Source organism: Bacillus horti (assembly GCF_030813115.1).
Classification (GTDB): Bacteria; Bacillota; Bacilli; order Caldalkalibacillales; family JCM-10596; genus Bacillus_CH; species Bacillus_CH horti.
In genome coordinates, this window is sequence record NZ_JAUSTY010000002.1 from 278,451 (window position 1) to 302,365 (window position 23,915).

A 23,915-nucleotide genomic window follows, 5' to 3' on the forward strand; every position below is an offset into this window, starting at 1 on the left:
ATGAAAAAAATTGCATGTGCACTATGTTTTTTTCTGGCTTTAATCCTTGTGGGCTGTTCTCAAAATACGAATCATGAAGTGAATATAAATAGAATATTTGCTGAAGAGTATAGCATAGAGGAACTCGAATTAGAAGTTGAATTAAAGGAACCAAGAGGTTTGACAATGATTGGTGATGATCTAATTATTGTTGATTCAGGAAATAATCGACTGCTTAGAATCAATAAATCCGGAAAGTTAGTGCAAACCATAGGCGAAACAGGACATGGGAATGGAGAATTTTTAAATCCAGTAGCGGTGGCAGTTGATGAGCAGTTTATCTATGTTGCAGATTCTGGTAACTCTAGAGTACAAAAGCTCACTATGGATGGTTCATTTATAGAGGATTGGAAAATAGAAGGTCTTCAAAATTTCACTATAACAAATAGAATGCTGGATATTGAAGTCGATGCAAATCAAAACATTTATCTCTCCGTGCTTTCTTTAAATAATAAGCTAAGTAAAGTTCATATCTTAAATTCAGGAGGAAAAGTATCAACAATAGGAAAAGATTCAATAGGATATCTTGGAATTGAAAATAATCAGCTGTTTTTTGTATCAATCTTAGAGAGAATAGATAGAGATACGTTAGAAGGTAGAAATAATCAAGTATTTGAAATTATTGACGGAAAAATGGTCAACAAAAAATCACTACCTACTTCTTACTCTCCCGCTGATTTGACATTTTATAATGAACAGATGTATATGTTTAGTAGAGGGTATCAGGCTATTGATCGATTTAACCTTGATGGTGATTATATAGATTCAATATGGAGACGTGAAATTACAGATGGAAACGCAGATACAAATTTTTCAGCAGGCATGTATGGGATGCACGCGGATGAAAAAGGAGATATTTACATGAGCAATTATTTAGAAAATAAAATCTATAAATTTAGTAATAAGGAATAATTAAATATGTTTGTCCGTTTCTTATACTTGTTTATGACTGGCTTTCAGCAAACTCTAAGAAACAAGACCATTAGTATGATTCTCATTCTTTCATTTTCATTAGGGCTATTTTTCTCAGCTTTTTTACTAGGTATTGGTTTACAGTTGCTTGAGGATACCAAGAGTAGAGAGGTTTTAGATCTTGATCAAACTGTACGTATGAGTCCAGTCAGTTTTGAAGGTCGATCTATACCTATTCTTTACTCGGATGTGGAAAAAATTGTTCAACAACACTCTAATGTAGAAAGAATACATTTAGTGGAACATAAATTGAATCAGACTGTATTAATAAATGAAAACCTAGTTCTTGGACTTTCATTAGCCTATGTTGATTCAGGTTTCGATCAGTTATTTAAAGATTTCATAGTTAGTGGGGTGATGCTTTCAAATAAATCTAACGAAACAGCTGAATGCGTAGTTGGTCAACATATCTCTGGAGAAGTAAACTTAATTGAAGATCCGGTAGGTAAAAGAATAAACATAAACGGCAATGAGTGTGAAGTAGTAGGAGTGGCAAATCACCCTCAGTATAACAAGAGTATTTTTCTTCCTATAAATTTGTTAAGTGATGAAGATGTTGAGAAGCCCATGTATTATGTCATATTCTCGAGCCTTGACAGCATACTTGAATCAGAATTCAGATCAAATATTCTGAAGCAATTTGGAGAGTATGAGATAGATTATGAAAGAAGTGTTCAAGAACAAGTAATTTCTAAAAGTCGGAATGTATATATTGTAATCTTTGGGATATCAACAATTGTACTTGCTTTCGCATTATTAAATATAATTAATATTGTTTATTTCCGAACGATTCAACTTCAAAAACGCTGGGCTATTGCTTTAGCACTAGGAGCTCGTAAATCTGATTTATATTTGTATAAAATATCTGAGATGTTGGCTTATACAGTATGTGCTTCTTTAATTGTATTTCTAGCTTTGGAAATCATTGAAAGTGTAGTGCCCCCTAGCTTTCCATTCAGGTCAGGATTATCAATCTTATTCATACTACTTGGATTTTCAATAATTATTTCGGCAGTATCTAGCTTACTTATGCTAAGGAAAATAATGAATAAGCCCGTCAGGGAAATTCTGAAAGGTTAGATAGATGAGTGAATACGGAATATATAAGACAATTCGATATTTGCGTCGTAATATAAGAACTTACACAGGCGTTATATTACAAATTTGTTTAGGAATGCTTACTCTGCACTTATTTTTCAATGTTAGTCTATCTTTAGAGAATGAATATAATCAAATGCTAGATGAAGGGAGAGATAAGGAGTTTCAAATTTCTTTTAAGGAAAGAAATCATGAATTCGATATACAGAGTTTTAATTACCTCGACTGGGCTCAAGAAGAAGCCATTCCTTTTGAGCATGGAGTAAGTCTAATGCCTTTTACAAGCGAAGATTATAATATTTTAAAAAATCGACATGGTACAGAAGTTGAGATCGTATATTTTGTTCGTAGAAGTATCAATTATGTAGACACTGAAAATGGTTTGACCACTTTTTATGTGTTCCATGTAACACCTGACTTTTATAACGAATTTCAGAGGATTGATGCTCAAAAAGATCATGATCGGAGAGCATACATTGGTGAAAATTTCTACTCATTTCTAAAAGAGATGAACAAAACGAATACAATTAATCCTAACGAGCTTGTATTTAGTTTTTCTAATGATTTTCCAGATCAAATAGTAAACTGGGAGAGTAGCGTTCGTGAGATTGAGGTAGTAGAGAATCTAAATGAATATGATCTCACTAAATTAACACTTGGAATAGAAATGAATAATGATTTAAACCAATCTGATATTGCGATAGTGCCATTAGATGATTACATACCTTTTTATCACCCTAAGGATATTATCCAATCATTTTTATTTATCCGATTCAATCAAGTAATGGATGCTAATACAGTGTTTTCGGATATATTTAACTACTTGTACAAGACCCATGGTTCAGAGTTTATTTACAGCGTAGATAATGTGTTTGAGCAATATGTAAATAGAACTGAAACTCTTAGACAGAATACACGTGTAGCATCGTGGGTCGCACTAATCACTCTTGCTATAGTTGCAATTGGTTTAATGGGGCTAATGTTATTAGCTTTTGAGAAGAGACGAAAAGAAAAAGCTATTAATATGTTGTTGGGAGCATCAAAAGGAACCGTACTTAAAGAAATGCTGTTTGAGAGTGTTTGTATTACAATGACAAGTGGAATATTGGGGGTTTTATGTAGCTGGACTCTATTGACTTTTAATGTAATTCAGTTAGAAGGATTAGAGATTGATAGTCATGTACTAGTCACAATATTTACAATTGGTCTTGCTGCATTCATCGGTGTAATTACTACTATACCTAGTATTCTTCAACTAAAAGAATTATCTCCTCTAAATACACTTAGAAAACAATAAAATGGGGAATGAATCTAAATGATTAGTCTAAAAAACATAAAGAAAAAATATCGCGGACAAGGTGTTGAAACGTTAGCATTAGATGGTGTTAATTTAGATATAGAGAAATCTGAATTCCTCTGTATTCGGGGACGTTCTGGTTGCGGCAAAACAACTTTACTCAATATTCTAGGTTGCATGGATCAATTTGATTCTGGAGAATACATATTTGAAGGTGTTGACGTGACCAGTATGAAGGCAAGGGAAGTAGCAAATTTTCGTAATACAAGATTAGGATTTGTATTTCAGTCCTTTCACCTTATTGATGATTTAAAGGCTTGGGAAAATGTAGAAGTTCCTTTGGGCTATGCTGGTGTAAGAGCAAGTGATAGAAAAAGAAAAGCTTTAGACCTATTAGATATGGTAGGACTTTCGAACAGAATACATCATTATCCTAGTCAATTATCTGGGGGTCAGCAGCAAAGGGTTGCAATAGCAAGAGCCTTAGCCAATGCCCCTTCACTGATTCTAGCTGACGAACCTACGGGAAATTTAGACAGCACTAATGGAAAAGAGATTATGGAATTACTTACACTCCTTAATCAAAACGGTACGACAATCGTTATGGTGACACATGATCAAGTAGTTGCAGATTTCGCAAAGAGGAGTATTGAATTAGAAGATGGAAAAGTGATTTTTGATCAATGAAAATATATGCAAACAAAAAATGTTACAAGAATTAACTGAGCCTAGATACAAAATCAAGACACTCTTAACAATAATCTTATTAAGAGTGTCTTGATTTTTTAAAGCTTAAGTACACCTACAGTTTCTCCAAAGAGAATCTCACCAGTAGGAACAAATCCGCATTTTAAGTAAAATTTTTCTGGTCCATCCTCTCCAGGAACCCATAAAACAGTAATGCGTTCAGCTCCTCTTGAGCGTGCTTCATCAGCAAGTGCCTGTACAGCGAACTTTCCTACACCTCGTCCCTGATCCTCTCCAGATACGTTTAGTCTCCAGATCCCAGCCCTAAAAGCTTCAATTTCATTCTCAGGATCAAAGTTGCCCATAATAAATCCGACAACTTGATCTTGGTCAAGGATCACTCGTGGCCATGCTGTTGGAGTTACATAGGCTTGTGCTATCGAGTGTACAACTGGTGCAACGTATTTCTCTTGTCCAGGCTTTAGGGATAGGGAAACAGCTGCTTGAAGATTATCAGCGTTCAATTCTTCCAATTTAAGAGACATTTTTTATGCTCCTCTCATCATGATTATGTTTTGTCTTGTCCCACTCATTTGTGACACCCTCTCCGTCTTCTATTTATTATCTACTTGTCTTTTAAGAGTGTCCACTTTTTTTTCAATCATATTCTCGCTCTAAGATGCTATAAAGACTCAATGTAAACATTTTTATTTATACGGACTCGGAATTCGCTCATGCTCAATCCTGCTTGCTCAAAGAATGAGGATCTTTGTCGGTACGAATGCTCCTCTAATACGCTGACTAGAAAGAAATGACGGCGTTTCCCGGCAGTATAGCCCTACTTAATATCAAAATGCCAAATCTAATTAGATCCAGTCTCACTTTTTGAATTTATGGGGTATGCAATATAGTTTTGCGATTTAAATAAAATAATAGAATCAATAAAATATATTGATTAATTAGAATTATTTTAGTAAATTAACATTGTAAATAGAGGGAAGTGTACTTAAAATTGAAGTTTTATAAGGTATATGGAATTTGAGGTAAGTACTCTTAAGAAAAAAAGTAAAGGAGATGTCATTTGGACTTAGATTAATGAAAATGATATTAGGATGCAGCTCTGTCCATTTGGCAAATGTACTCGGAAGATAAGAGAAAAAGCAGATAAACAAGCGAATAATTAGACTTTTAGCTTTATTCTATTTATATGGTAGGCAAAATAATAATTTGCTTCGTATCTTTCTCAACGTTTTTGAGTATTGAGGAGGCATAAGAAATGTTAAACTCAAAGAGTAAAGTAATGATAGTTATTTTTTCGTGTCTACTTTTAATGCTCACCGGGTGCATAAAAGAACTCCCTCAACCAGAAAATTCCTCTCCAGAATTACATAATGATACCTTTTCAAACAAGCTTTCCACAGAATCTGTAGAAATTAATCCTGTGGCTTTTTCACACCACGAGCAAGAATTTGAAATTATCCCTTTCTATAAAGAAATCTTAGAGTATGTGGAACAAGCAAGAAAAGATAGGGCTGAAAATATGGAACTGTTGTATTTTGACTATGTATTAGAGCCTTTCCGTAGGAGTGCATGGGGTGATACATCTAGTCTGACGGTTAACTACTATCAAGTTACCTCTACAAAAATGCTGGATAAACTTGAAGAATATACATACTTACTATTAAAGGACCAAGAAAATATAAATGATTCGATTAAAGAGGCATTAATAAAATCAGCAGACGTGCTTCCAGCCAAGGAAAAGAAAAAAATTTATCTATTTCCCTTTCATCCTGATTATGATTATGTAAGTGAATTAATGAAGGGGATAGAAGGATATGCATATGATGAAGAGGTTATTATCCTCTCAATCGATCCGTATCATTACACAAATAATGTATTGAGAGGCTTCGTGGCTAGTAATTATTATAATGCTGTTTATTCAGAATTAACTTATAGGAAATCTCCTACGTTGTTGGATTCAGTAGTCATGTCAGGAAAGTCCCATGCTTTTGCTACTATTATTTTTCCAGATATTAATATTCCTTTGGTTGAACCATTATCAAAGAATGAGGAGACATTAGTTTGGAGCACTATGGCTGACCTCCTATCCAGACAGAAATCTACGGCGGATCTATATTTTAACTTCGCAAATGGAGATCAAAGTGTAGGAATCCCTTATTGGTCAAACCATAGAATTGGCTATCAGATTATGCAAGACTTCCTCAAATATAATCCTGATGTACCTGTTGAAGAATGGATCACAATGGATTCGTCTGATATTTTGGAAAAAAGTAGATTTAATGAGCGATTTGAATAGAAGTATTATGTATCATTATTAGATTGGGGGTGATTTCATGCTGAGATTGATTCAACAGTGCTTTCTTATAATATGTATAGGCCTGGTTATTGGTTGTTCAAGCACTACGGATCAAAAAGAAAATGAAAGCTTACTGCCTGAGCAAACAAGTATTGAGATTGGGGTCACAGAGGAAGGTAACATTGGTTATAGGAGTGAAGAGAGTGGAGCTGAACCCTATTCGTTCGTCCATAATGACCAAGAGTTTCATATTATTCCTATGTACGATCAGTTTTTAGAGTACATCACTCATGCAAGAGAAGATGAAGGGAATATAAATAGAGATCGCCTTTATAGAGAGACTGTCTTAAAACCTTTCCGTTTAAGTGCGTGGGGTAGCGAAAACCGTATTGTTGAAGGTGACCAAATTGCGTTTAAACGAAGCAACAACCTGGAGGAGCTAGAAAAATTCATTCATTTATTATATGAAAATCATGAACAATACATTGAAATCATTATGGAGTCGTTAATGGCCTCTTCGGATATTCTTCCAGGTCCTGAGACAAGAATTTTTTTAGTGCCTTATAATCCTGATGAATATCGGGCGGAACATGGTGTACGAGGATATGCTTATAAAGATGGTGTGATAGTCATTATAATTGAACCTAAGTCATCTGTGGAGTACATTTTACCCTATGTCGTTGCGCATGAATATCATCATGTTATCCTCAGAGAAGACTACAGGTTAAATAGAAGGGCTTATGATTTATTAGAAGATGTAGTAACAGAGGGGAAAGCGGATACATTCGCAAAAATGATTTATCCCGATGTTGATCCACCTTGGATAGAAACCTTAGCTGAAGAAGAGCGTGTTTGGAGTATGATGAAAAGGGTCATGGAGCCAGATTCTATATTGTCTATAGATTTCTCTGTAGGAGATAGTACAAGGAGGGTACCCGTTTGGTCAAATTATAGAATAGGTTATCAGATTATGCAGGATTTCATCAAACACAATCCAGAAATTACTGTACAGGAATGGACTACGATGTGGGGAACAGAAATTTTGGAGAAGAGTAGGTTTGAAGATAGATTTAAATGATATGCAACCATTTTCATACGTCCTCCTTGTATGCTTTTAGCAAAGTAACGAATACTAAGCAAAATCAAGTATTCTTGCCCCATACAAGGAGGATATTTTCTATGTCTAAATTTGAACAACCAAATACAGAGCAACCCGATCCCACGAAAGATCCTAATACTCCCTCTCCTTCCGAAGCTCCACAAACAGGAGGGAAAGGTGGCATTGTTGAAAAAATCCAGCAGCTTGGAACAACAAATGTGCCTGCTGTGGAAAGCTCGATCTTCTGCCTAACTATTATCGGGCAAATAGAGGGGCATTTGCAGCTGCCCCCTCAAAATAAGACAACGAAATATGAACATATCATCCCCCAGCTTGTTGGAGCTGAACAAAACCCTAAAATAGAAGGAGTATTGATGATACTTAATACGGTAGGGGGAGATGTAGAGGCTGGTTTAGCGATTGCGGAGATGGTCGCTAGTTTATCAAAGCCATGTGTAGCGTTAGTGTTAGGAGGCGGACATAGCATAGGTGTTCCGATCGCCGTATCAGCGGACTATAGCTATATTGCCGAGTCAGCAACCATGACGATTCATCCAGTAAGATTAACTGGTTTAGTGATTGGTGTTCCGCAGACTTTTGAATACCTAGATAAGATGCAAGATCGTGTTGTGCAATTCGTAACGAGGCATTCAACCATTAAAGAGGAAATGTTCAAAGAGCTTATGTTCAAAACCGGAGAGCTCACTAGAGATATTGGAACTAACGTATTAGGAGCGGATGCTGTGAAATACGGATTAATTAATGAAGTTGGTGGACTTGGTCAAGCGATGAAGAAACTAAACGAGCTTATATCCTTGAAAAAGGAGGAGGTTACCCATTGATTATTTATACTTCAGTTCCTCTAGAGTGGGTTTTCGCTGGATATGATTCGTTTCAGCCTGAGCATGAGGAAATTGTACATGAAGGGGTACAAATGGTTGTCGAGCCCTGCGGAGCTTATCAGGCAAAAATTGTACGTTTACTGAGCCCTAATCCACAGGATTATTTAAATGCTTCATTAAGCCCCGGCTCCATCATATATTTTCGAAGCGATACGAATGTAGAATAATGTAGGATTAATTGGATGAATTAGTATAACCGATTTACTGCTTCAGTTGAACGTGAACTGGACTAGTTCCTCTTACCATATTATGCTATACTTATGAGTAAAATAGCATGAGTAGGTCTGTCTCTGAAGTGTCAAATGCCTGAACTAACAGATGTAAGCTCTAACGGACATTTTTGCACCTTAGCTGAGTTTTTCTGGGTTCTACAAATTCTAACGGTCATAATTGCACCTTATACGGATATTTGCAGGAAGATAGTAAGTAGATTTCATTGTAAGGGTCTCAAATGTCCGTTAGAAATCGAATCAGACAAAAATCCCTCTCTAAGGGTCTTAAATGTCCGTTAGAGATTTCAAGCAGGTAGGAAGCTGTCCCTAAGTGGTTGATTACTTTTGGGACAGTACCATTTTACATTGAATTTTAAAAGCTAATTAGAATCTTAAAAACATACATATTAGAGGGATAGAATCATTTAGCTTAATCAATGACCTAGTGTAATCTTATTAATAAATTTTATATGATCAAATGGCAGTTCATAGAGAGTGGTGGGCAATTTTGACTAGAACAAAAAAGAAGCAAAGACAACGCCAGAAAGTAAAGAAAACCTTAACCTTTGAGTTATATGGTCTTATTCTCCTGGCTTTTTCAATTTTAGCGCTCGTCCAGCCTGGAGCGGTTGGTCAAGCTTTGCGTGGAGTGTTTCGATTTTTTGCAGGATCATGGGATTTTCTGATTCCTCTTGCTATGGTTGTTTTGTCCGTATATGTGATGTGGAAAAGAGGTTGGCCAACAGAATGGAACTTCAGATGGACTGGGATTGCGATGCTGTGCTTAAGTATTTTAGTCTTAAGCCACTTGAGCCTTTTTCGGGGTTTAACAGCTGATGGTTTATTTGAAGATCAATCTGTGTTGTCTGCCACTTGGGAATTGTATAAGCAGGATGTGAATGCGGAGCTTCCTGAAACTCATCTCGGTGGAGGGATGATCGGTGCCTTACTTTTTTCTATGCTTCACTTTGCTGTTGGTAATATAGGAACGATAGTTGTTGTTGTTTTTGTTATTTTAATTAGCTTGATGTTGCTGACGGGTATTTCCTATATTGATATTTTTTCAGCGATTAATAAAAGTATGAAGAAAACCATACATTGGTTTAAAGAGAGAAGAAAAGCCTATAAAGAACAAATGGCTTTAGCTGAAAAAGAAAGAAAAGATCAAGAAGCTCAGCAAACCGAGGTGCATGTTGAAGATTATGAAACAGAGGGGCCTTCGTCTGAATCAGCTACAAGTCAGCCCGCCAAAGTAGTGAAAGGGGATCAGGGTGTACGAACCGTTCCGGTGGTTGAAGGCTCTGATACTATAGTAGGGCAGCAGGCGGAAGCTAGCAGTGATCCAATGATTTATGACTTTACTGATGTAGCTTATCAGGAGTCGGATCAAAAATCCCTCAATCAAGTGGAACAGTCACAAGCTTTAGCCACGGATGGATCCGCAGGAGATATTCCTGAGAATGTAGATATTTCTAAGCTTGACGCAATGGCGGCAGATGTAATTGCTTATGAGGAAGAAGAAAACTACTCGCTTCCACCATATGCTCTTCTGCATAAACAGACAAGAAAGCAAGTATCTGAGGTTAAAGGATTGAAGAGTACGGCGGCTAAGCTTGAGCAGACGATTCAAAGCTTTGGTGTTCAGGCTAAGGTCACCAATGTGCACAGAGGTCCAGCGGTTACAAGGTATGAGGTCTATCCTGAGGTTGGGGTGAAGGTCAGTCGTATCGTCAGTCTAACGGATGATATTGCTCTAGCACTTGCTGCCAAAGGAATACGGATTGAAGCACCTATCCCCGGAAAGTCGGCAGTAGGGATTGAGGTTCCAAATGAGGATGTATCTATGGTGACCCTGCGTGAGGTACTAGAGAGTTCGCAGTATCATGAGTCGAGCTCCAAGCTGACGGTAGGACTGGGACGTGACATCTCTGGTGAACCGATTGTAGCCCAATTGAACAAAATGCCGCATATGCTTGTTGCAGGGGCAACAGGAAGCGGAAAAAGTGTATGTATCAATGGAATAGTTGCTAGTATTTTGTATAAGGCGAAGCCTAATGAAGTAAAGCTCATGATGATTGACCCTAAAATGGTCGAACTAAACGTATACAACGGGATTCCGCATTTGTTAACTCCTGTTGTAACAGATTCTAAGAAGGCGGCTATTGCTTTGAAAAAAGTTGTGGCTGAGATGGAACGACGATACGATGTTTTTGCCTCTATTGGGGCACGTAATATTGAAGGGTATAATGATATTATCCGTCGGGAGAATCAGGAAAATCCTGAGGAGAAAAAGCTACTACTTCCGTACATCGTTGTCATTGTGGATGAGCTTGCTGATCTAATGATGGTTGCTCCAGGTGATGTTGAGGACTCTATTGGTCGTTTAGCTCAAATGGCTAGGGCAGCCGGAATCCATCTAATCATTGCTACACAACGTCCGTCAGTAGATGTTATTACGGGAGTTATTAAAGCAAATATTCCATCTAGAATTGCCTTCGGAGTTTCTTCAATGGCGGACTCTAGAACGATTCTTGATATGGGTGGAGCTGAAAAGCTATTGGGAAGAGGAGATATGCTTTTCCTACCGGTTGGAGCCTCAAAACCAATGAGGGTGCAGGGGGCGTTCGTCTCTGATGAAGAGATAGAAAAAATCGTTAACCATTGTATCGAGCAGCAAAAGGCTCAGTATCATGAGGAAATGATTCCAGAGGATAATGGATCAAGTGATCAAGAAGCAGCTTCCATTGAAGATGACTTGTATCAGGATGCTGTGGATATGGTGGTTAACCAAGGATCTGCCTCGGTTTCAATGCTCCAGCGTAGGTTCCGAATTGGCTATACAAGAGCTGCTAGATTAATTGACAGTATGGAAGCCAATGGTATTGTGGGTCCATATGAGGGAAGTAAACCTAGGGAAGTTCTAGTCTCAAAAGAGGAATCTCATATTTCTTAAATTGGTTTATGCTCAAGGTAATGGGCTAAGCTAATTAGCAATGAGAAGGATCTTTTAGACTTTGAATGACATATAGTATGATTTAGCTAAGCACAGGAGAGGGGATTAACAAATGCCTACTTTTATACTGATGGATATGTGTGAAATGACTTACCAGCGCTTGAAGCAAATCTCAGCAACACTTGAAAACTATTTGAATCATGTACATCTACCTATGCTAATGGAATCAGATGATCATGAGGAAGAAACGTACTATAAAGGATATTTGCAGGATCTGCGACATTTGTTAATCAACTGTGAGAATTCATATGAGAAATTAGGTGTAAGCTTAAGGAGAGCACAATTTAATAAAGAGTTTTCAGAGGAAGCTCTCTATCAAGCGTATCACCTTTGCGTAAATGGATTTTTCTACCCTAAAAATGAATCCTATGAGGAGGATGGACGTCATTCCTATACAGGAAGAGATGCCATCATTTTTAGAAGAGAAGTGAATCCAGAGCTGAAGAAAATTACGTTAGAGCTTTCAAAGGTATTTGAAAAGCTAAGGGATGACCTGATGTATTATGAAACAGACTATGTCACTACAAAACGCATGAAGAGCTAACCATAATAAAAAATTTATAAGTTAATAAGAAAAGCTTCTATCGAAGCCCTCTCAAAGAGGTCGTCTAGTCCATCATTAGAGGAAGCTTTTCATGCCGTCAGAAAGTATAAAATTTGAAGAAAACATGGTATCAAATTTTATACTTTCTTATACGTTAAAAATGAACCTAGAACCAATTCATTAAGAGGGTACAGGAAGACACTTGTCTTTTTTCTTAATGAATTGGTTACACTACGTAATACGAAGAAAGGAGTGTCACAAATGAGTGAAGCTTTTAACGCTGAAACAGGCTTTAAGACTAGCGAGGTTAATCGAATCCCCGTACATATTTGTTTAACGGATAAATACAAGACAAATAGCATTGCTGTATATATTAGACAACCACTAAAGGAGGAAACTGCAACTAAGGTTGCCATGATTCCTCAGGTACTGATGCGTGGATCAGAGAATCACCCTAGCGCAGGCTTAATCCGCCAAGCATTGGATGATTTATACGGTGCAACCCTCTATACAGAAGTTATTAAACGAGGGGAAGAGCAATGGGTTGTTTTTAGAATGCAAATTGCTAATGAGGTATATTTATCTGATCAAACTCCACTTCTTGAAAAAGGAATCCAGCTTTTATGTGATGTCCTTTTACGTCCTGCCTTGGAAAACGGACGTTTTAATCAAAAGTTTGTGGAAATTGAAAGGGACTTACTGTTAAAGAAATTTGATCAAATTAAGGATGACAAGATGCGTTATGCAAACAAGCGTTGTGTTGAAGAGATGTTTAAGGACGAACGCTTTGGTTTATTTGCTTATGGAGAAGAAGCACAATTAAGAAATATGGATGCCCAAGATTTATATAGCTATTATCAGCAAATGCTTCAGACTCATCCAATGGAATGGTTTGTAACGGGAGATGTACAAGAAGATGCTGTGAAAGCTATTATATCTAAGCATTTTTCTCTAACTCAACAGGAGCAGATTACAATTCCAAAAACAGATGTACCTGCAGATGTGGAGGAAGAACGTATCATTGTTGAAAAAACAAAAATTTCTCAAGGAAAGCTACATATCGGCTGCCGTACCGGAACAGTATACGGTGATGCTGATTATATCGCTCTTGTTGTGTGTAATGGTGTGTTTGGTGGCTTTAGCCATTCTAAGCTATTCCGTAACGTTCGTGAAAAGGAATCACTTGCGTATTATGTAGCATCAAATATTGAAAGTCACAAAGGATTTATGATGATTTATTCTGGGATTGAATTTAAACATTTTGAGAAAACGGTAAGTATTATTAAAGAGCAGCTTCAGCTGATTAAGGACGGACAAATCAGTGATGAGGAGCTAGAGCAAACAAAGGCCGTTTTATATAATCAAATTAATGAGTCTAATGATCAGCCATATCAAGGGATGGAAAGATATATGCACGGTGTTATTTCAGGTGTACATCGTAGTCCTGAGGAAACATTAAAGGCTATTGAAAATGTAACAAAAGAGGACATTCAGAACGTAGCACAAAAAATTCATTTTGATACGATCTACTTCTTAACTACAGAAGAGGAGGGGCAGCATGATGCAGCAAATTAAATTCGATCAGCTTCAGGAAACCCTTTACTATGAAAGAATGGATAATGGCCTAGAAGTGTACATCCTGCCAAAGCATGGATTTCACAAAACGTTTGCTACGTTTACGACAAAATATGGCTCTATAGATAATCACTTTATTCCACCGGGAAAGGAAGAGGTCAGTGTGCCTGACGGGATTGCTCATTTCCTAGAGCATAAGATGTTTGAGGAGGAGGAGGGTGACATCTTCCATGACTTTAGTAAGCAGGGAGCACAAGCAAACGCGTTTACTAGCTTTGATCGAACCGCTTATTTGTTTTCCTCGACTGATCATGTGCAAAAGAACCTAGAAACGCTGTTAAATTTTGTGCAGAGCCCTTACTTTACGGAAGAGAATGTTGAAAAAGAAAAGGGAATCATCGAACAAGAAATCCGAATGTACCAAGACAATCCGGACTGGAGAGCTTTTTTTGGATTAATCCAAGCGATGTACCAACGCTTTCCTGTTCGTATTGATATTGCCGGTACGGTTGAGTCAATCTACAAAATCACAAAAGAAATGCTGTATGAGTGCTATGAAACGTTCTACCACCCTAGCAATATGCTTCTTTTTGTTGTAGGTCAGGTAAAGCCTGATGAAGTATTGAGCTTAGTGAAGGAAAATCAGGCACAAAAGCCATTTAAAGATAAAAGTGAAATTGCTAGGCTATTCGATAAGGAACCTTCTGCTGTTCACCAAACTCGACTTGAAATAGACCTTTCAGTAGAAACACCTAAGTGTATGTTAGGATATAAAGAAACGTATTTAGGACTTCAAGGAAAAGAAATGCTTAAACAGGAAGTTACGACAGATCTGCTAATGGATATGCTTTTTGGGCAAAGCTCAAGCTTTTATCAAGAGCATTTAGAGAGTGGTTTGATAGACGATTCATTTGGCTCAGATTACACGCTAGAGCAGCATTATGGCTTCTCCATGTTGGGTGGTAATACGAATAACCCTGATGAATTAATTGCAAAAGTTCAAGAATACGTCAAAGATATTCTTTCAAACGGAATGGATCAATTAGCGTTCGAACGCAGTCGAAAAAAGAAAATTGGTTCCTTCTTAAAGCAACTGAACTCTCCAGAATTTATTGCTAACCAATTTACACGATTTCAATTTAATGACATGAATCTTTTTGATGTCATACCTGTTTTGGAGGAGATTACGTTTGAAGATATTTTAAATCGAACAAAAGAACATTTTCGTCCTGAACAATTTGCCGTTTGTATAGTGAAATAGGTTGCTTTTGCTGATAAGTTGTGCTTATTAAAGGATTTACAAGTCTAAAGTAGGTGGAGAATAAGGTGGGGGAACATACTGTATTAGTAACCGGAGCAACTGGGGGAATAGGGGAAGCTGTAGCCTATCAGCTTGCTTCAGACGGCTATCATTTACAGCTCCATTACAATTTGAATCGAGAGAAAGCTTTGGAGATACAACGCACTATTATAGATAAATTCGATGTTGATGTACAAATATTACAGGCGGATTTAAGTACTTCAGCAGGCCCGTATCATTTACTCGAACAATTAACACCAAAGCCAAGTATTTTGGTTCATAGCGCAGGTTTAGCTCACCATGCTTTATTTCAGGATGTAAGCTCTGAGGACTATGAACGCATGATCCAGCTTCATGTTACCTCTCCTTTTATTTTGACTCAGAAGCTGCTTCCTTCCTTACTCTCTCGTAAATGGGGTCGTATCATTTTTATCACGTCTATTTGGGCTGCAACCGGTGCGGCAAACGAATCCTTGTACGCTATGGCAAAAGGAGGGATGACTTCTCTAATGAAGTCTCTAGCCTTAGAGCTTGGCCCTTCAGGAATTACAGTTAACGCAGTTGCACCAGGAGCTATTGATACGTCCATGAATCATGTGTTAAGTGAGGAAGAGCGTATTGAGATTTCATCTCAGATTCCTATTGGCCGCTTTGGAACTGCAGACGAGGTTGCTCATAGTGTAGCTTTTTTACTCCATGCTAAAAGTGCGTATATTACCGGTCAAACTCTTCAAATCAATGGTGGTTGGCACATGTAGGAAAAACAGTTGCATAAAAATTCCTTCATTGAACCATATTATACATGAAGGAATTCCATGTGAATTCGCCACTATATGCTAGATTGAGGAGGATGACCAATGTCTGTATTAGATAATTTTGATCAATGGAAGGATTTTCTTGCCGATCGACTGCACCAAGGAGAGCATGAAGGTATGGATGACCATGCAATTAACGAGATTGCTTATCAAATTGGAGCGTATTTAGCGGAGCAGGTTGAACCTAAAAATGATGAGGAAAGACTCCTAAAAGAGCTTTGGGAGCGCGGAAATGAGCAAGAAAGACATGTTGTGGCAAACCTAATGGTAAAGCTTGTTCAAAGTGAAGGTACTCATTAAGCTGTAGAAATGTAGCGCAAGTGAAGACTACATGATCGATAGCAATTAGTGATCAAACGCTCTTTCATAAAATGAAAGAGCGTTTTTTCCTCAAAACAATCTTTAAAACAAAATTTTTTCAAAAATTATAGCAGGAGGGTGAAATGGTGGTGTAGAATAATGTCGATAGGGTATTATTGTAAGAGCACTTTAGAATTAGGAAGCTGGACGTTATTTTACATTAGAAAATGATTTTGAAAGGAAGATGATTATGACCAAAGATGTAAATCATCATCCACAGAAAAAGGAATGGTATCTCGAATATCAAATACATAAGAATCGCCCTGGACTACTTGGAGATATATCCTCTTTACTAGGAATGCTACAAATAAACATTAATTCAATTAATGGTGTTGATGTGGATCGCAGAGGGATGCTTCTGCAAAGCGATGATGATGATCGAATTGAGCTTTTGCAAAACTTGCTTGAACGTGTAAACAATATTACTGTGACTAAGCTAAGACACCCTCGCATAAGAGATCGACTTGCAGTTAGACACGGAAAATATATTGAACGTGATGAAGATGATAAGAAAACCTTTCGCTTTGTTCGGGACGAATTGGGTATTTTAGTTGATTTTTTAGGAGAAATTTTTAAGAAGGAAGGTCATCAATTAGTCGGTATAAGAGGCATGCCACGCGTAGGGAAAACAGAATCCATTGTTGCTTCAAGTGTTTGTGCTAACAAACGTTGGTCGTTTGTATCTTCTACATTACTTAGACAAACTGTAAGAAATCAAATGGCAGATGATGAGCTATCTCCTGATCATGTTTTTATTATTGATGGAATTGTATCTGCGTTACGATCTACTGAAAAGCATCATATTTTAGTTCGTGATGTTATGCGTTTACCTGCTACGAAAGTGATTGAGCACCCCGATATTTTTGTACGAGAAACAGAGTTCACCATTGATGATTTTGATTATATTATTGAGTTAAGGAATAATCCTGAAGAGGAAATTGAATACGAGGCGATGAATCGGAATTTTTCTAGTTTTGATATGAATTAGCGGAGGTGAACGGGTTGTCTGAGTTAGGAAAGCTATTGAAGCAAAAGCGGCTGGAGCAGGATATCTCTATGGAGAAGCTTCAGGAAGAAACAAAAATTAGAAAACGATATATCGAAGCGATTGAACAGGGCGAATATAATATTTTACCTGGGCAATTTTATGCCCGTGCGTTTATAAAAAGCTATGCTGAAGCCGTTGGGTTAAATCCCGAGGAAATTTTGCAGGAGTATGCCAAGGAGGTTCCTCAGATTCCCACAGGACCTATCGAACCGGTGCCATCAAGAAGGACGAAAAATATTAAAACACGTTCACCGATCGTCGGAAAATGGACATCTAGGATACTTTTCTATGCTTTTGCTATAATGGTGTTTTTTGTTGTGTATTTAGTGCTCGTAAATTTAAATATTTTTGGTGATGATCCGAATCAAACTCAGGATCCAAATACGGCTGGTCCTGGTATTGATGGTAACGTAGGTGAAAATACTCCTCCACCAGGCTTAGGAGGTAACGGTGGGAATGGAGATAATAATGGAAATGGCTCTTCAGATGATGGTCCAGATGAAATAGATGAAGTGGAAGAGCTAGAGCCTGAATGGACGTATGTAGGGACGGAAAATAGAACATCGACTTATCGCTATGAGAATGCGGATGAAATGAACGTAACGGTAAGAGCGGTCAATGGGAATATATGGATGGAAATAACAGATGATGAAAGTGGAGAAAAAATTGCAACGAACTTTACTGTAGCTAATCAGCAGGAAGAAACATGGGATTTATCTGAGTATAATGTAGTAGATTTTCGTTTTGGAAACACGGCTTCTGTTGAGTTATTAATTAACGGAGAGGTCGTAGATTTGTCAGATATCCCGAATAGGGGAACTTCAATTAACCTTATCATTGAGTTTGTTTCCTCTTCAACAGATGAATAACACCAGAGGATTTTAACTACTCAAGATAATTATTGAGAATCATGGAGGGTTAAATGGATAGAGAAGAATATCATGATTAGGTAGAGGTTCTCTGCCTAATCTGTACATAGATTTGATAAAGAATACTTTAAACAAAGAACTAAAGGGAGCTGAGAAGAATATGGCAAAGGATAATTCGTTTGATATCGTTTCTGAGATCAATCTACAAGAGGTGGATAATGCTATTCAGCAAACGAAAAAAGAAATTGAAAATCGTTATGATTTTAAGGGCAGTAAGAGTGAGCTGAAAAGAGATGAGCAAAAGCTCACCATTACATCTGAGGACGAATATAAAATTAACAGTGTAGTCGACATTTTACAATCCAAATTGATTAAAAGACAGGTATCCATAAAAGCATTACATTATGGGAAGGTTGAACCTGCTTCAGGGGGTATGGCAAGACAGCAAATTGACCTAGTACAAGGAATTGATCAGGATCGGGCGAAGAAAATCACCAAGCTTGTTAAAGAATCTAAAATAAAGGTACAGGTGCAAATACAGGGTGAACAGTTAAGAGTGAGTGGAAAAAATAGAGATGACTTGCAGCAGGTTATGCAAATGATTCGAGAATCGGATCTAGATATTCCTGTTCAATTCGTGAACTATAGATAAACCAATAGCTTATCGACCCTTTTAAATGTTAATGGCCATGAATTACATGGAGATTGACAAGCTAAAGGGTCTATTTTTTTGAAACGGAAAAAGCTCATTTTTGACACTGCTAGCGCTGATATATTATACTGAAAAGAGTAGTGTCGCGAGCTTACTATTGGAGGAACGTTGAATGAATTTAGCAAACAGAATAACTTTGGCACGGATTTTTTTAGTCCCAATTATCATGTTTTTTTTGTTAGTGAGGTTTGATTGGGGGCAGTTTACGTTTGCTGATGTTACTCTTACATACTCTGAAATCTTGGCTACACTCATCTTTATTTTAGCAGCTAGTACTGATGGTCTAGATGGGTATATCGCTAGAAAAAGAAATATGGTTACAAACCTTGGGAAATTTTTAGACCCCTTAGCAGATAAGCTGTTAATTACGGCAGCTTTAATTTCCTTGGTAGAGCTTGGAAGTGTAGCAGCATGGATGGCTATTCTGATTATTAGCCGAGAATTTGCTGTTACTGGTTTACGGTTGGTTGCTGCTGCAGATGGGCAGGTTATTGCGGCAAGTAACATGGGAAAGCTTAAAACAATTATTCAAATTGTTGCGATATGTGCCGTTATGCTGAATAATTTTCCTTTTGGATTAATCAATATTCCTTTTGATTCGTTTGCGATGTGGATAGCTGTTCTGATTACGATGATTTCAGGTGTAGATTATTTTATTAAAAACAAAAATGTTATTCAATTCAAAACATCTGTGCATAAATAATCTGTATAGTCTTAAAGCAGAAAGGAACTTTCTTCTTTCTGCTTTTTTCAGAGGGTGATGATGATGAGAGCCGAAATTATTGCAATAGGCACGGAGCTACTATTAGGACAGATAGTCAACACAAATGCTCAGTTTTTATCTGAGCAGCTAGCCGCTTTGGGAATCCCTGTGTATTATCATAGCGTAGTAGGGGACAACCCGGAACGTTTGAAAAAACAAATCGAGATATCCGCTGAGAGATCTAGCCTACTCATTTTTACCGGTGGTCTTGGTCCTACGAAGGATGATTTAACGAAGGAAACGTTAGCAGAGTTTGTCAACCGGAAGCTTGTTTTGGATGAAGCAGCCATGAACTCCATTACTCAATTTTTCTCTGAACGAAATGTCACCATGACTGAAAATAACAAACGTCAGGCGATTGTTTTAGAGGGCTCTCATGTTTTGCACAATGAAACAGGACTTGCTCCAGGGATGGCTTTCCAGGAGGATGAGACGTTGTATATGCTTTTACCTGGACCTCCTAAGGAACTAAGACCTATGTTTATCCATTTTGGGATACCTTATCTTAGTACTTTTCTCCCGGAGAAAAAAGTAGTACATTCGAAGGTTATGCGCTTTTGTGGAATAGGTGAGTCTGCACTGGAAACGGAGTTATTAGATCTAATTGACCAGCAAACTAGCCCAACAATAGCTCCTTTAGCTAAAGATGGGGAAGTAACTCTGCGTTTAACCAGTTATGCAAAGAGTGTGTCAGAGGCCGAACAAGAAATGGAGGAGCTTGTAGCTGAAATTCAGTCAAGAGTGGGACCATTTTTATATGGCTGGAATGAGGAATCCCTGGAGCAGGTGGCTGTGAACAAGCTTCAGGTTAAAGGATACACTGTTGCCTTTGCCGAAAGCTGTACGGGAGGCTTACTAAGTTCCTTTATTACTCGAGCTGAGGGAGCCTCTAAGGTTTTTCAAGGCTCAGTGGTATGTTATTCAAATGAGATTAAGAATCGTCAGTTAAATGTTCCGCAGATCGTTTTAGATAAAGAGGGAGCGGTGAGCGAGAAGACAGCTTCCATTATGGCTCAGGAAATCCGCAAGCTTTATCATTCTGATGTTGGGATTTCTATTACTGGAGTAGCGGGACCTACGACACAGGAAGATAAGCCAATTGGCCTAGTTTTTGTAGGCTTTGCTTTGCCAGATCGTACCTTTGTAAAAGAGCTACGTTTGGGAGGACAAAGGGACTCTATTCAGATTCGTGCAGCCAAACAAGCGTTGTACACCCTTATTCGTGAACTAGATAGCGAACAGTAGTAATGGATTTATGTCGGTCATTTCCCTTAATAAAGAAGGTCTTGAGGAAGAAACGCCCTTGAAGATACGTGGCGTTGATACAGGAAAAGAAAGATAGAAGGTGGAACAGAATATATGTCTAATTTTACAGATTTCAACTTACAGCAGCAGGTTATTAAAGCGATTAATGATATGGGCTTTGAAGAGCCATCTCCAATTCAGGAAACATGTATTCCTGCTATTTTAGAAGGAGGAGATGTTGTTGGCCAAGCGCAAACAGGGACAGGAAAAACAGCAGCATTTGGTATTCCCGTAATTGAAAAAACGACTCACTCTTCTAAAGTACAGGCGTTAATCCTTACTCCAACTAGGGAGCTTGCTATTCAAGTATCTGGTGAGCTTAAGAAAATTGCTAAATATAAAAGAACGCGTACACTGCCTATCTATGGAGGACAATCCATTGGCCACCAAATCAGGGCGTTAAAGCAGGGAGTGCACGTGGTCATTGGAACACCTGGACGTGTTTTAGATCATATCCGTAGACGGACACTTGATTTAAGTGATGTCAAAATGCTTGTCCTAGATGAAGCGGATGAAATGCTAGACATGGGCTTCATTGATGATATCGAAATGATATTGAAGCAGGTCAATCGTGAGAGACAAACATTATTATTCTCTGCAACAATGCCTCCAGAAATTAAAAAGCTATCACATCGTTATATGCAAGAGCCGAAGTATGTTTCTATTAGCCATAATGAAGTTGTTGCTCCATTAATTGATCAGTTTTACTATAAGGTTTTAGAACGGAATAAACTAGAAAGCCTTTGCCGTGTATTAGATAGTCAGGAAATTGATTTAGGGATTATTTTCTGTCGGACAAAGCGTGGTGTTGATGAACTATCTGAGCACTTGCAAGCTCGAGGCTATTTAACAGATGGTTTACATGGAGATCTTTCCCAAGCACAGCGGGATAAAGTGATGAAGGCGTTTAGAGATTCAACGATTGAGTTCTTAATTGCTACAGATGTAGCAGCTAGAGGAATAGATGTTGAAAATGTCTCTCACGTTATTAACTATGATATTCCTCAGGATCCGGAAAGCTACGTTCATCGGATTGGGAGAACAGGACGTGCAGGTCGTAAAGGTTTAGCGATTACACTGGTTACTCCAAGAGAGATGACACATTTGCGTTCAATTGAAAACAAGATTAATCATCCTTTGCAGCCTAGAGATTTACCTAGCCTTGAAGAGATTACCGGAAAACAGCAGGAAAATTGGAAGCGCCAGATTGTTGAGCAGCTTCAGAATAATGAACATTATGATTTGTTCGAGCAAATGCTAGATGAATTGACAGATGAGCATGAGCCACGTCAAATTGCTAAGGCTTTAATGTCTATGGTCTTTAGTCAGCACCTTCCGGCAAGTGATGAGGATGTGTATGACTTCGGTGAAACGGGAGCCTCTAAAGGTATGGTTCGTTTCTTTATGAATGTTGGTCGCAATATTAACATGAATCCAAAGAGCCTTGCTGAAGAAATCTCAGACTTAGTCGGAATCTCTGGAAAGTTAATTGGTCGGATTGATATCTTTGAGAAGTTTACCTTTATTGAGATTCCTGAGGATGTAGCTCCATTTGTCTATGAAGCATTAAAGCATTCCAGAATTCATGGGGCACGAGTGAAAATGGAGCCTGCGAAGCCTAGGCCTCCAAGAGAAAGACGGGAATATACACCGGCTTCGAAAAAAAGAGAATAAATGTTCGTAAAATCTATTGGCAAACGATAAAAAAAAGAGTATGATAAGAGTATGTTAAAGCGAAGTGCTTGAACGTACTCTTATTCTTTTTAGCAACATGATGTTTAAGAGATAAGTGGATATAGTGTGTAGCTTCAAGCAGAAATGCTGTTAAAAATAGCTGTAAAAAATAAAAAGAATCTTAATTTAAGGAGAGTTGTCACATGTCAGATCGTCGTGCTGCGTTAGATATGGCGTTACGTCAAATCGAAAAACAATTTGGAAAAGGCTCTATTATGAAAATGGGAGAGCAAATTGATAACCTTCAAGTCCCTACAATGTCTAGTGGAGCTTTAGCGCTGGATATTGCTTTAGGGGTAGGTGGATATCCACGAGGTCGTGTTGTGGAAATCTATGGACCTGAATCCTCAGGTAAAACGACTGTTGCTTTACATGCTATTGCAGAGGTTCAACGTAACGGAGGACAGGCTGCTTTTATAGATGCTGAGCATGCTCTTGACCCGGTCTATGCTAGAAAGCTAGGAGTTAACATTGATGAGCTTCTATTATCTCAACCTGATACAGGAGAGCAAGCGCTAGAGATTGCAGAGGCTCTTGTGCGAAGTGGTGCTGTTGATATCATTATTATTGACTCAGTAGCTGCTCTTGTCCCTAAGGCAGAGATTGAGGGAGAAATGGGTGACTCCCACGTTGGTCTTCAAGCAAGGCTAATGTCACAGGCACTACGTAAGCTTTCAGGTGCTATTAATAAATCCAAAACGATTGCTGTATTCATCAACCAAATCCGTGAAAAGGTTGGCGTGATGTTCGGGAATCCTGAAACAACTCCAGGTGGACGTGCCCTAAAGTTCTACGCTAGTGTTCGCTTAGAGGTACGCCGTGCAGAAACTATTAAACAAGGCAATGATATGATAGGAAATAAAACAAAAATTAAAGTTGTAAAGAACAAGGTGGCTCCTCCGTTTAAGCAAGCTGAGGTAGACATTGTATACGGTGAAGGGATTTCTCGTGAGGGTAGCATTATCGATATCGGTTCAGAGTTGGATATTGTACAAAAAAGCGGAGCGTGGTATGCGTATAACGACCAGCGCTTAGGCCAAGGTCGTGAAAATGCAAAGCAGTTCCTTAAAGAAAATCCTGAAGTTTGCTTAACGATTGAGAATAGGATTAGAGAGCACTATGATTTAAATCAGTCTGGAACAGCTCCAGCTGAGACAGGGCAGGACCCAGATGAATTGGTTTTAGATTTGGAATAGGATATACTTATACTTAGCTACTATCCCGCTTAATATTAAGCGGGATTTTTTACAGTCT

The 23,915-nt window shown here is 38.0% G+C and carries 22 protein-coding genes; 21 read left to right on the forward strand and 1 reads right to left on the reverse strand.

Going from position 1 to position 23,915, the window contains the following annotated elements; all coding sequences use genetic code 11:
• The 4 genes from J2S11_RS03315 to J2S11_RS03330 are packed head-to-tail and all read left to right on the forward strand — an operon-like array spanning position 1 to position 4,093.
• Positions 1-951 carry an NHL repeat-containing protein gene (locus J2S11_RS03315; protein WP_307390886.1) on the forward strand — a complete coding sequence of 317 codons (951 nt, stop codon included), beginning with the start codon at positions 1-3 and terminating at the stop codon, positions 949-951.
• 6 nt (positions 952-957) lie between these two features.
• Positions 958-2,091 (forward strand): ABC transporter permease, encoded by a 1,134-nt coding sequence (locus J2S11_RS03320; RefSeq protein ID WP_307390889.1) that lies wholly within the window; start codon positions 958-960, stop codon positions 2,089-2,091.
• 4 nt (positions 2,092-2,095) lie between these two features.
• Positions 2,096-3,406 carry an ABC transporter permease gene (locus J2S11_RS03325; protein WP_307390891.1) on the forward strand — a complete coding sequence of 437 codons (1,311 nt, stop codon included), beginning with the start codon at positions 2,096-2,098 and terminating at the stop codon, positions 3,404-3,406.
• A gap of 18 nt (positions 3,407-3,424) precedes the next feature.
• A complete protein-coding gene (locus J2S11_RS03330; protein WP_307390894.1) occupies positions 3,425-4,093 on the forward strand; it encodes an ABC transporter ATP-binding protein in 669 nt (222 codons plus the stop codon).
• A gap of 98 nt (positions 4,094-4,191) precedes the next feature.
• Here the strand turns inward: J2S11_RS03330 and J2S11_RS03335 are convergent, their stop codons facing one another.
• Positions 4,192-4,638: a GNAT family N-acetyltransferase gene (locus J2S11_RS03335; protein WP_307390896.1), complete on the reverse strand. Its 447-nt coding sequence runs from the start codon at positions 4,636-4,638 to the stop codon at positions 4,192-4,194.
• Between the two features lie 731 nt (positions 4,639-5,369).
• On the opposite strand from J2S11_RS03335, the gene J2S11_RS03340 reads away from it, so the two are divergent.
• The 17 genes from J2S11_RS03340 (at position 5,370) to recA (ending at position 23,857) form a co-directional block, all read left to right on the forward strand.
• Positions 5,370-6,410 (forward strand): DUF2268 domain-containing putative Zn-dependent protease, encoded by a 1,041-nt coding sequence (locus tag J2S11_RS03340; protein ID WP_307390898.1) that lies wholly within the window; start codon positions 5,370-5,372, stop codon positions 6,408-6,410.
• A 37-nt stretch (positions 6,411-6,447) separates the two neighbouring features.
• The gene (locus J2S11_RS03345) at positions 6,448-7,488 is read left to right on the forward strand and encodes a DUF2268 domain-containing putative Zn-dependent protease (protein ID WP_307390900.1); all 1,041 of its coding nucleotides are present in this window, start codon (positions 6,448-6,450) and stop codon (positions 7,486-7,488) included.
• Between the two features lie 101 nt (positions 7,489-7,589).
• On the forward strand, positions 7,590-8,351 hold the full coding sequence (locus tag J2S11_RS03350) for a ClpP family protease (RefSeq protein WP_307390903.1): 762 nt from the start codon (positions 7,590-7,592) through the stop codon (positions 8,349-8,351).
• The gene (locus J2S11_RS03355) at positions 8,348-8,578 is read left to right on the forward strand and encodes a YlzJ-like family protein (protein ID WP_307390906.1); all 231 of its coding nucleotides are present in this window, start codon (positions 8,348-8,350) and stop codon (positions 8,576-8,578) included. Before J2S11_RS03350 ends, J2S11_RS03355 begins: the two co-directional genes overlap by 4 nt.
• Before the next feature lie 550 nt (positions 8,579-9,128).
• The gene (locus J2S11_RS03360) at positions 9,129-11,576 is read left to right on the forward strand and encodes an FtsK/SpoIIIE family DNA translocase (protein ID WP_370875433.1); all 2,448 of its coding nucleotides are present in this window, start codon (positions 9,129-9,131) and stop codon (positions 11,574-11,576) included.
• A 112-nt stretch (positions 11,577-11,688) separates the two neighbouring features.
• Positions 11,689-12,180: a DUF3907 family protein gene (locus tag J2S11_RS03365; protein ID WP_307390912.1), complete on the forward strand. Its 492-nt coding sequence runs from the start codon at positions 11,689-11,691 to the stop codon at positions 12,178-12,180.
• Positions 12,181-12,441: 261 nt separating this feature from the next.
• Positions 12,442-13,755: an EF-P 5-aminopentanol modification-associated protein YfmF gene (gene yfmF / locus J2S11_RS03370; RefSeq protein ID WP_307390915.1), complete on the forward strand. Its 1,314-nt coding sequence runs from the start codon at positions 12,442-12,444 to the stop codon at positions 13,753-13,755.
• Positions 13,742-15,016: an EF-P 5-aminopentanol modification-associated protein YfmH gene (gene yfmH / locus J2S11_RS03375; protein ID WP_307391090.1), complete on the forward strand. Its 1,275-nt coding sequence runs from the start codon at positions 13,742-13,744 to the stop codon at positions 15,014-15,016. The genes yfmF and yfmH overlap by 14 nt, the downstream gene beginning before the upstream one ends.
• A 65-nt stretch (positions 15,017-15,081) precedes the next feature.
• Positions 15,082-15,813: an elongation factor P 5-aminopentanone reductase gene (ymfI, locus tag J2S11_RS03380; RefSeq protein WP_307390918.1), complete on the forward strand. Its 732-nt coding sequence runs from the start codon at positions 15,082-15,084 to the stop codon at positions 15,811-15,813.
• A 99-nt stretch (positions 15,814-15,912) separates the two neighbouring features.
• The gene (locus J2S11_RS03385; RefSeq protein WP_307390921.1) at positions 15,913-16,170 is read left to right on the forward strand and encodes a DUF3243 domain-containing protein; all 258 of its coding nucleotides are present in this window, start codon (positions 15,913-15,915) and stop codon (positions 16,168-16,170) included.
• Positions 16,171-16,420: 250 nt separating this feature from the next.
• Entirely contained in the window at positions 16,421-17,218 is a 798-nt protein-coding gene (locus J2S11_RS03390) for a DUF3388 domain-containing protein (protein WP_307390924.1), read from the forward strand.
• Between the two features lie 14 nt (positions 17,219-17,232).
• Complete coding sequence (locus tag J2S11_RS03395; protein ID WP_307390927.1) at positions 17,233-18,147, forward strand: helix-turn-helix domain-containing protein; 915 nt, start codon at positions 17,233-17,235, stop codon at positions 18,145-18,147.
• Between the two features lie 160 nt (positions 18,148-18,307).
• Entirely contained in the window at positions 18,308-18,799 is a 492-nt protein-coding gene (locus J2S11_RS03400; protein WP_307390929.1) for a YajQ family cyclic di-GMP-binding protein, read from the forward strand.
• A 172-nt stretch (positions 18,800-18,971) separates the two neighbouring features.
• A complete protein-coding gene (pgsA, locus tag J2S11_RS03405) occupies positions 18,972-19,562 on the forward strand; it encodes a CDP-diacylglycerol--glycerol-3-phosphate 3-phosphatidyltransferase (RefSeq protein ID WP_307390932.1) in 591 nt (196 codons plus the stop codon).
• A gap of 63 nt (positions 19,563-19,625) precedes the next feature.
• A complete protein-coding gene (locus tag J2S11_RS03410; protein ID WP_307390935.1) occupies positions 19,626-20,867 on the forward strand; it encodes a competence/damage-inducible protein A in 1,242 nt (413 codons plus the stop codon).
• Positions 20,868-20,981: 114 nt separating this feature from the next.
• The gene (locus J2S11_RS03415; protein WP_307390938.1) at positions 20,982-22,601 is read left to right on the forward strand and encodes a DEAD/DEAH box helicase; all 1,620 of its coding nucleotides are present in this window, start codon (positions 20,982-20,984) and stop codon (positions 22,599-22,601) included.
• Positions 22,602-22,804: 203 nt separating this feature from the next.
• Entirely contained in the window at positions 22,805-23,857 is a 1,053-nt protein-coding gene (gene recA, locus J2S11_RS03420) for a recombinase RecA (protein ID WP_307390941.1), read from the forward strand.
• The last annotated feature ends 58 nt before the right edge of the window (positions 23,858-23,915 follow it).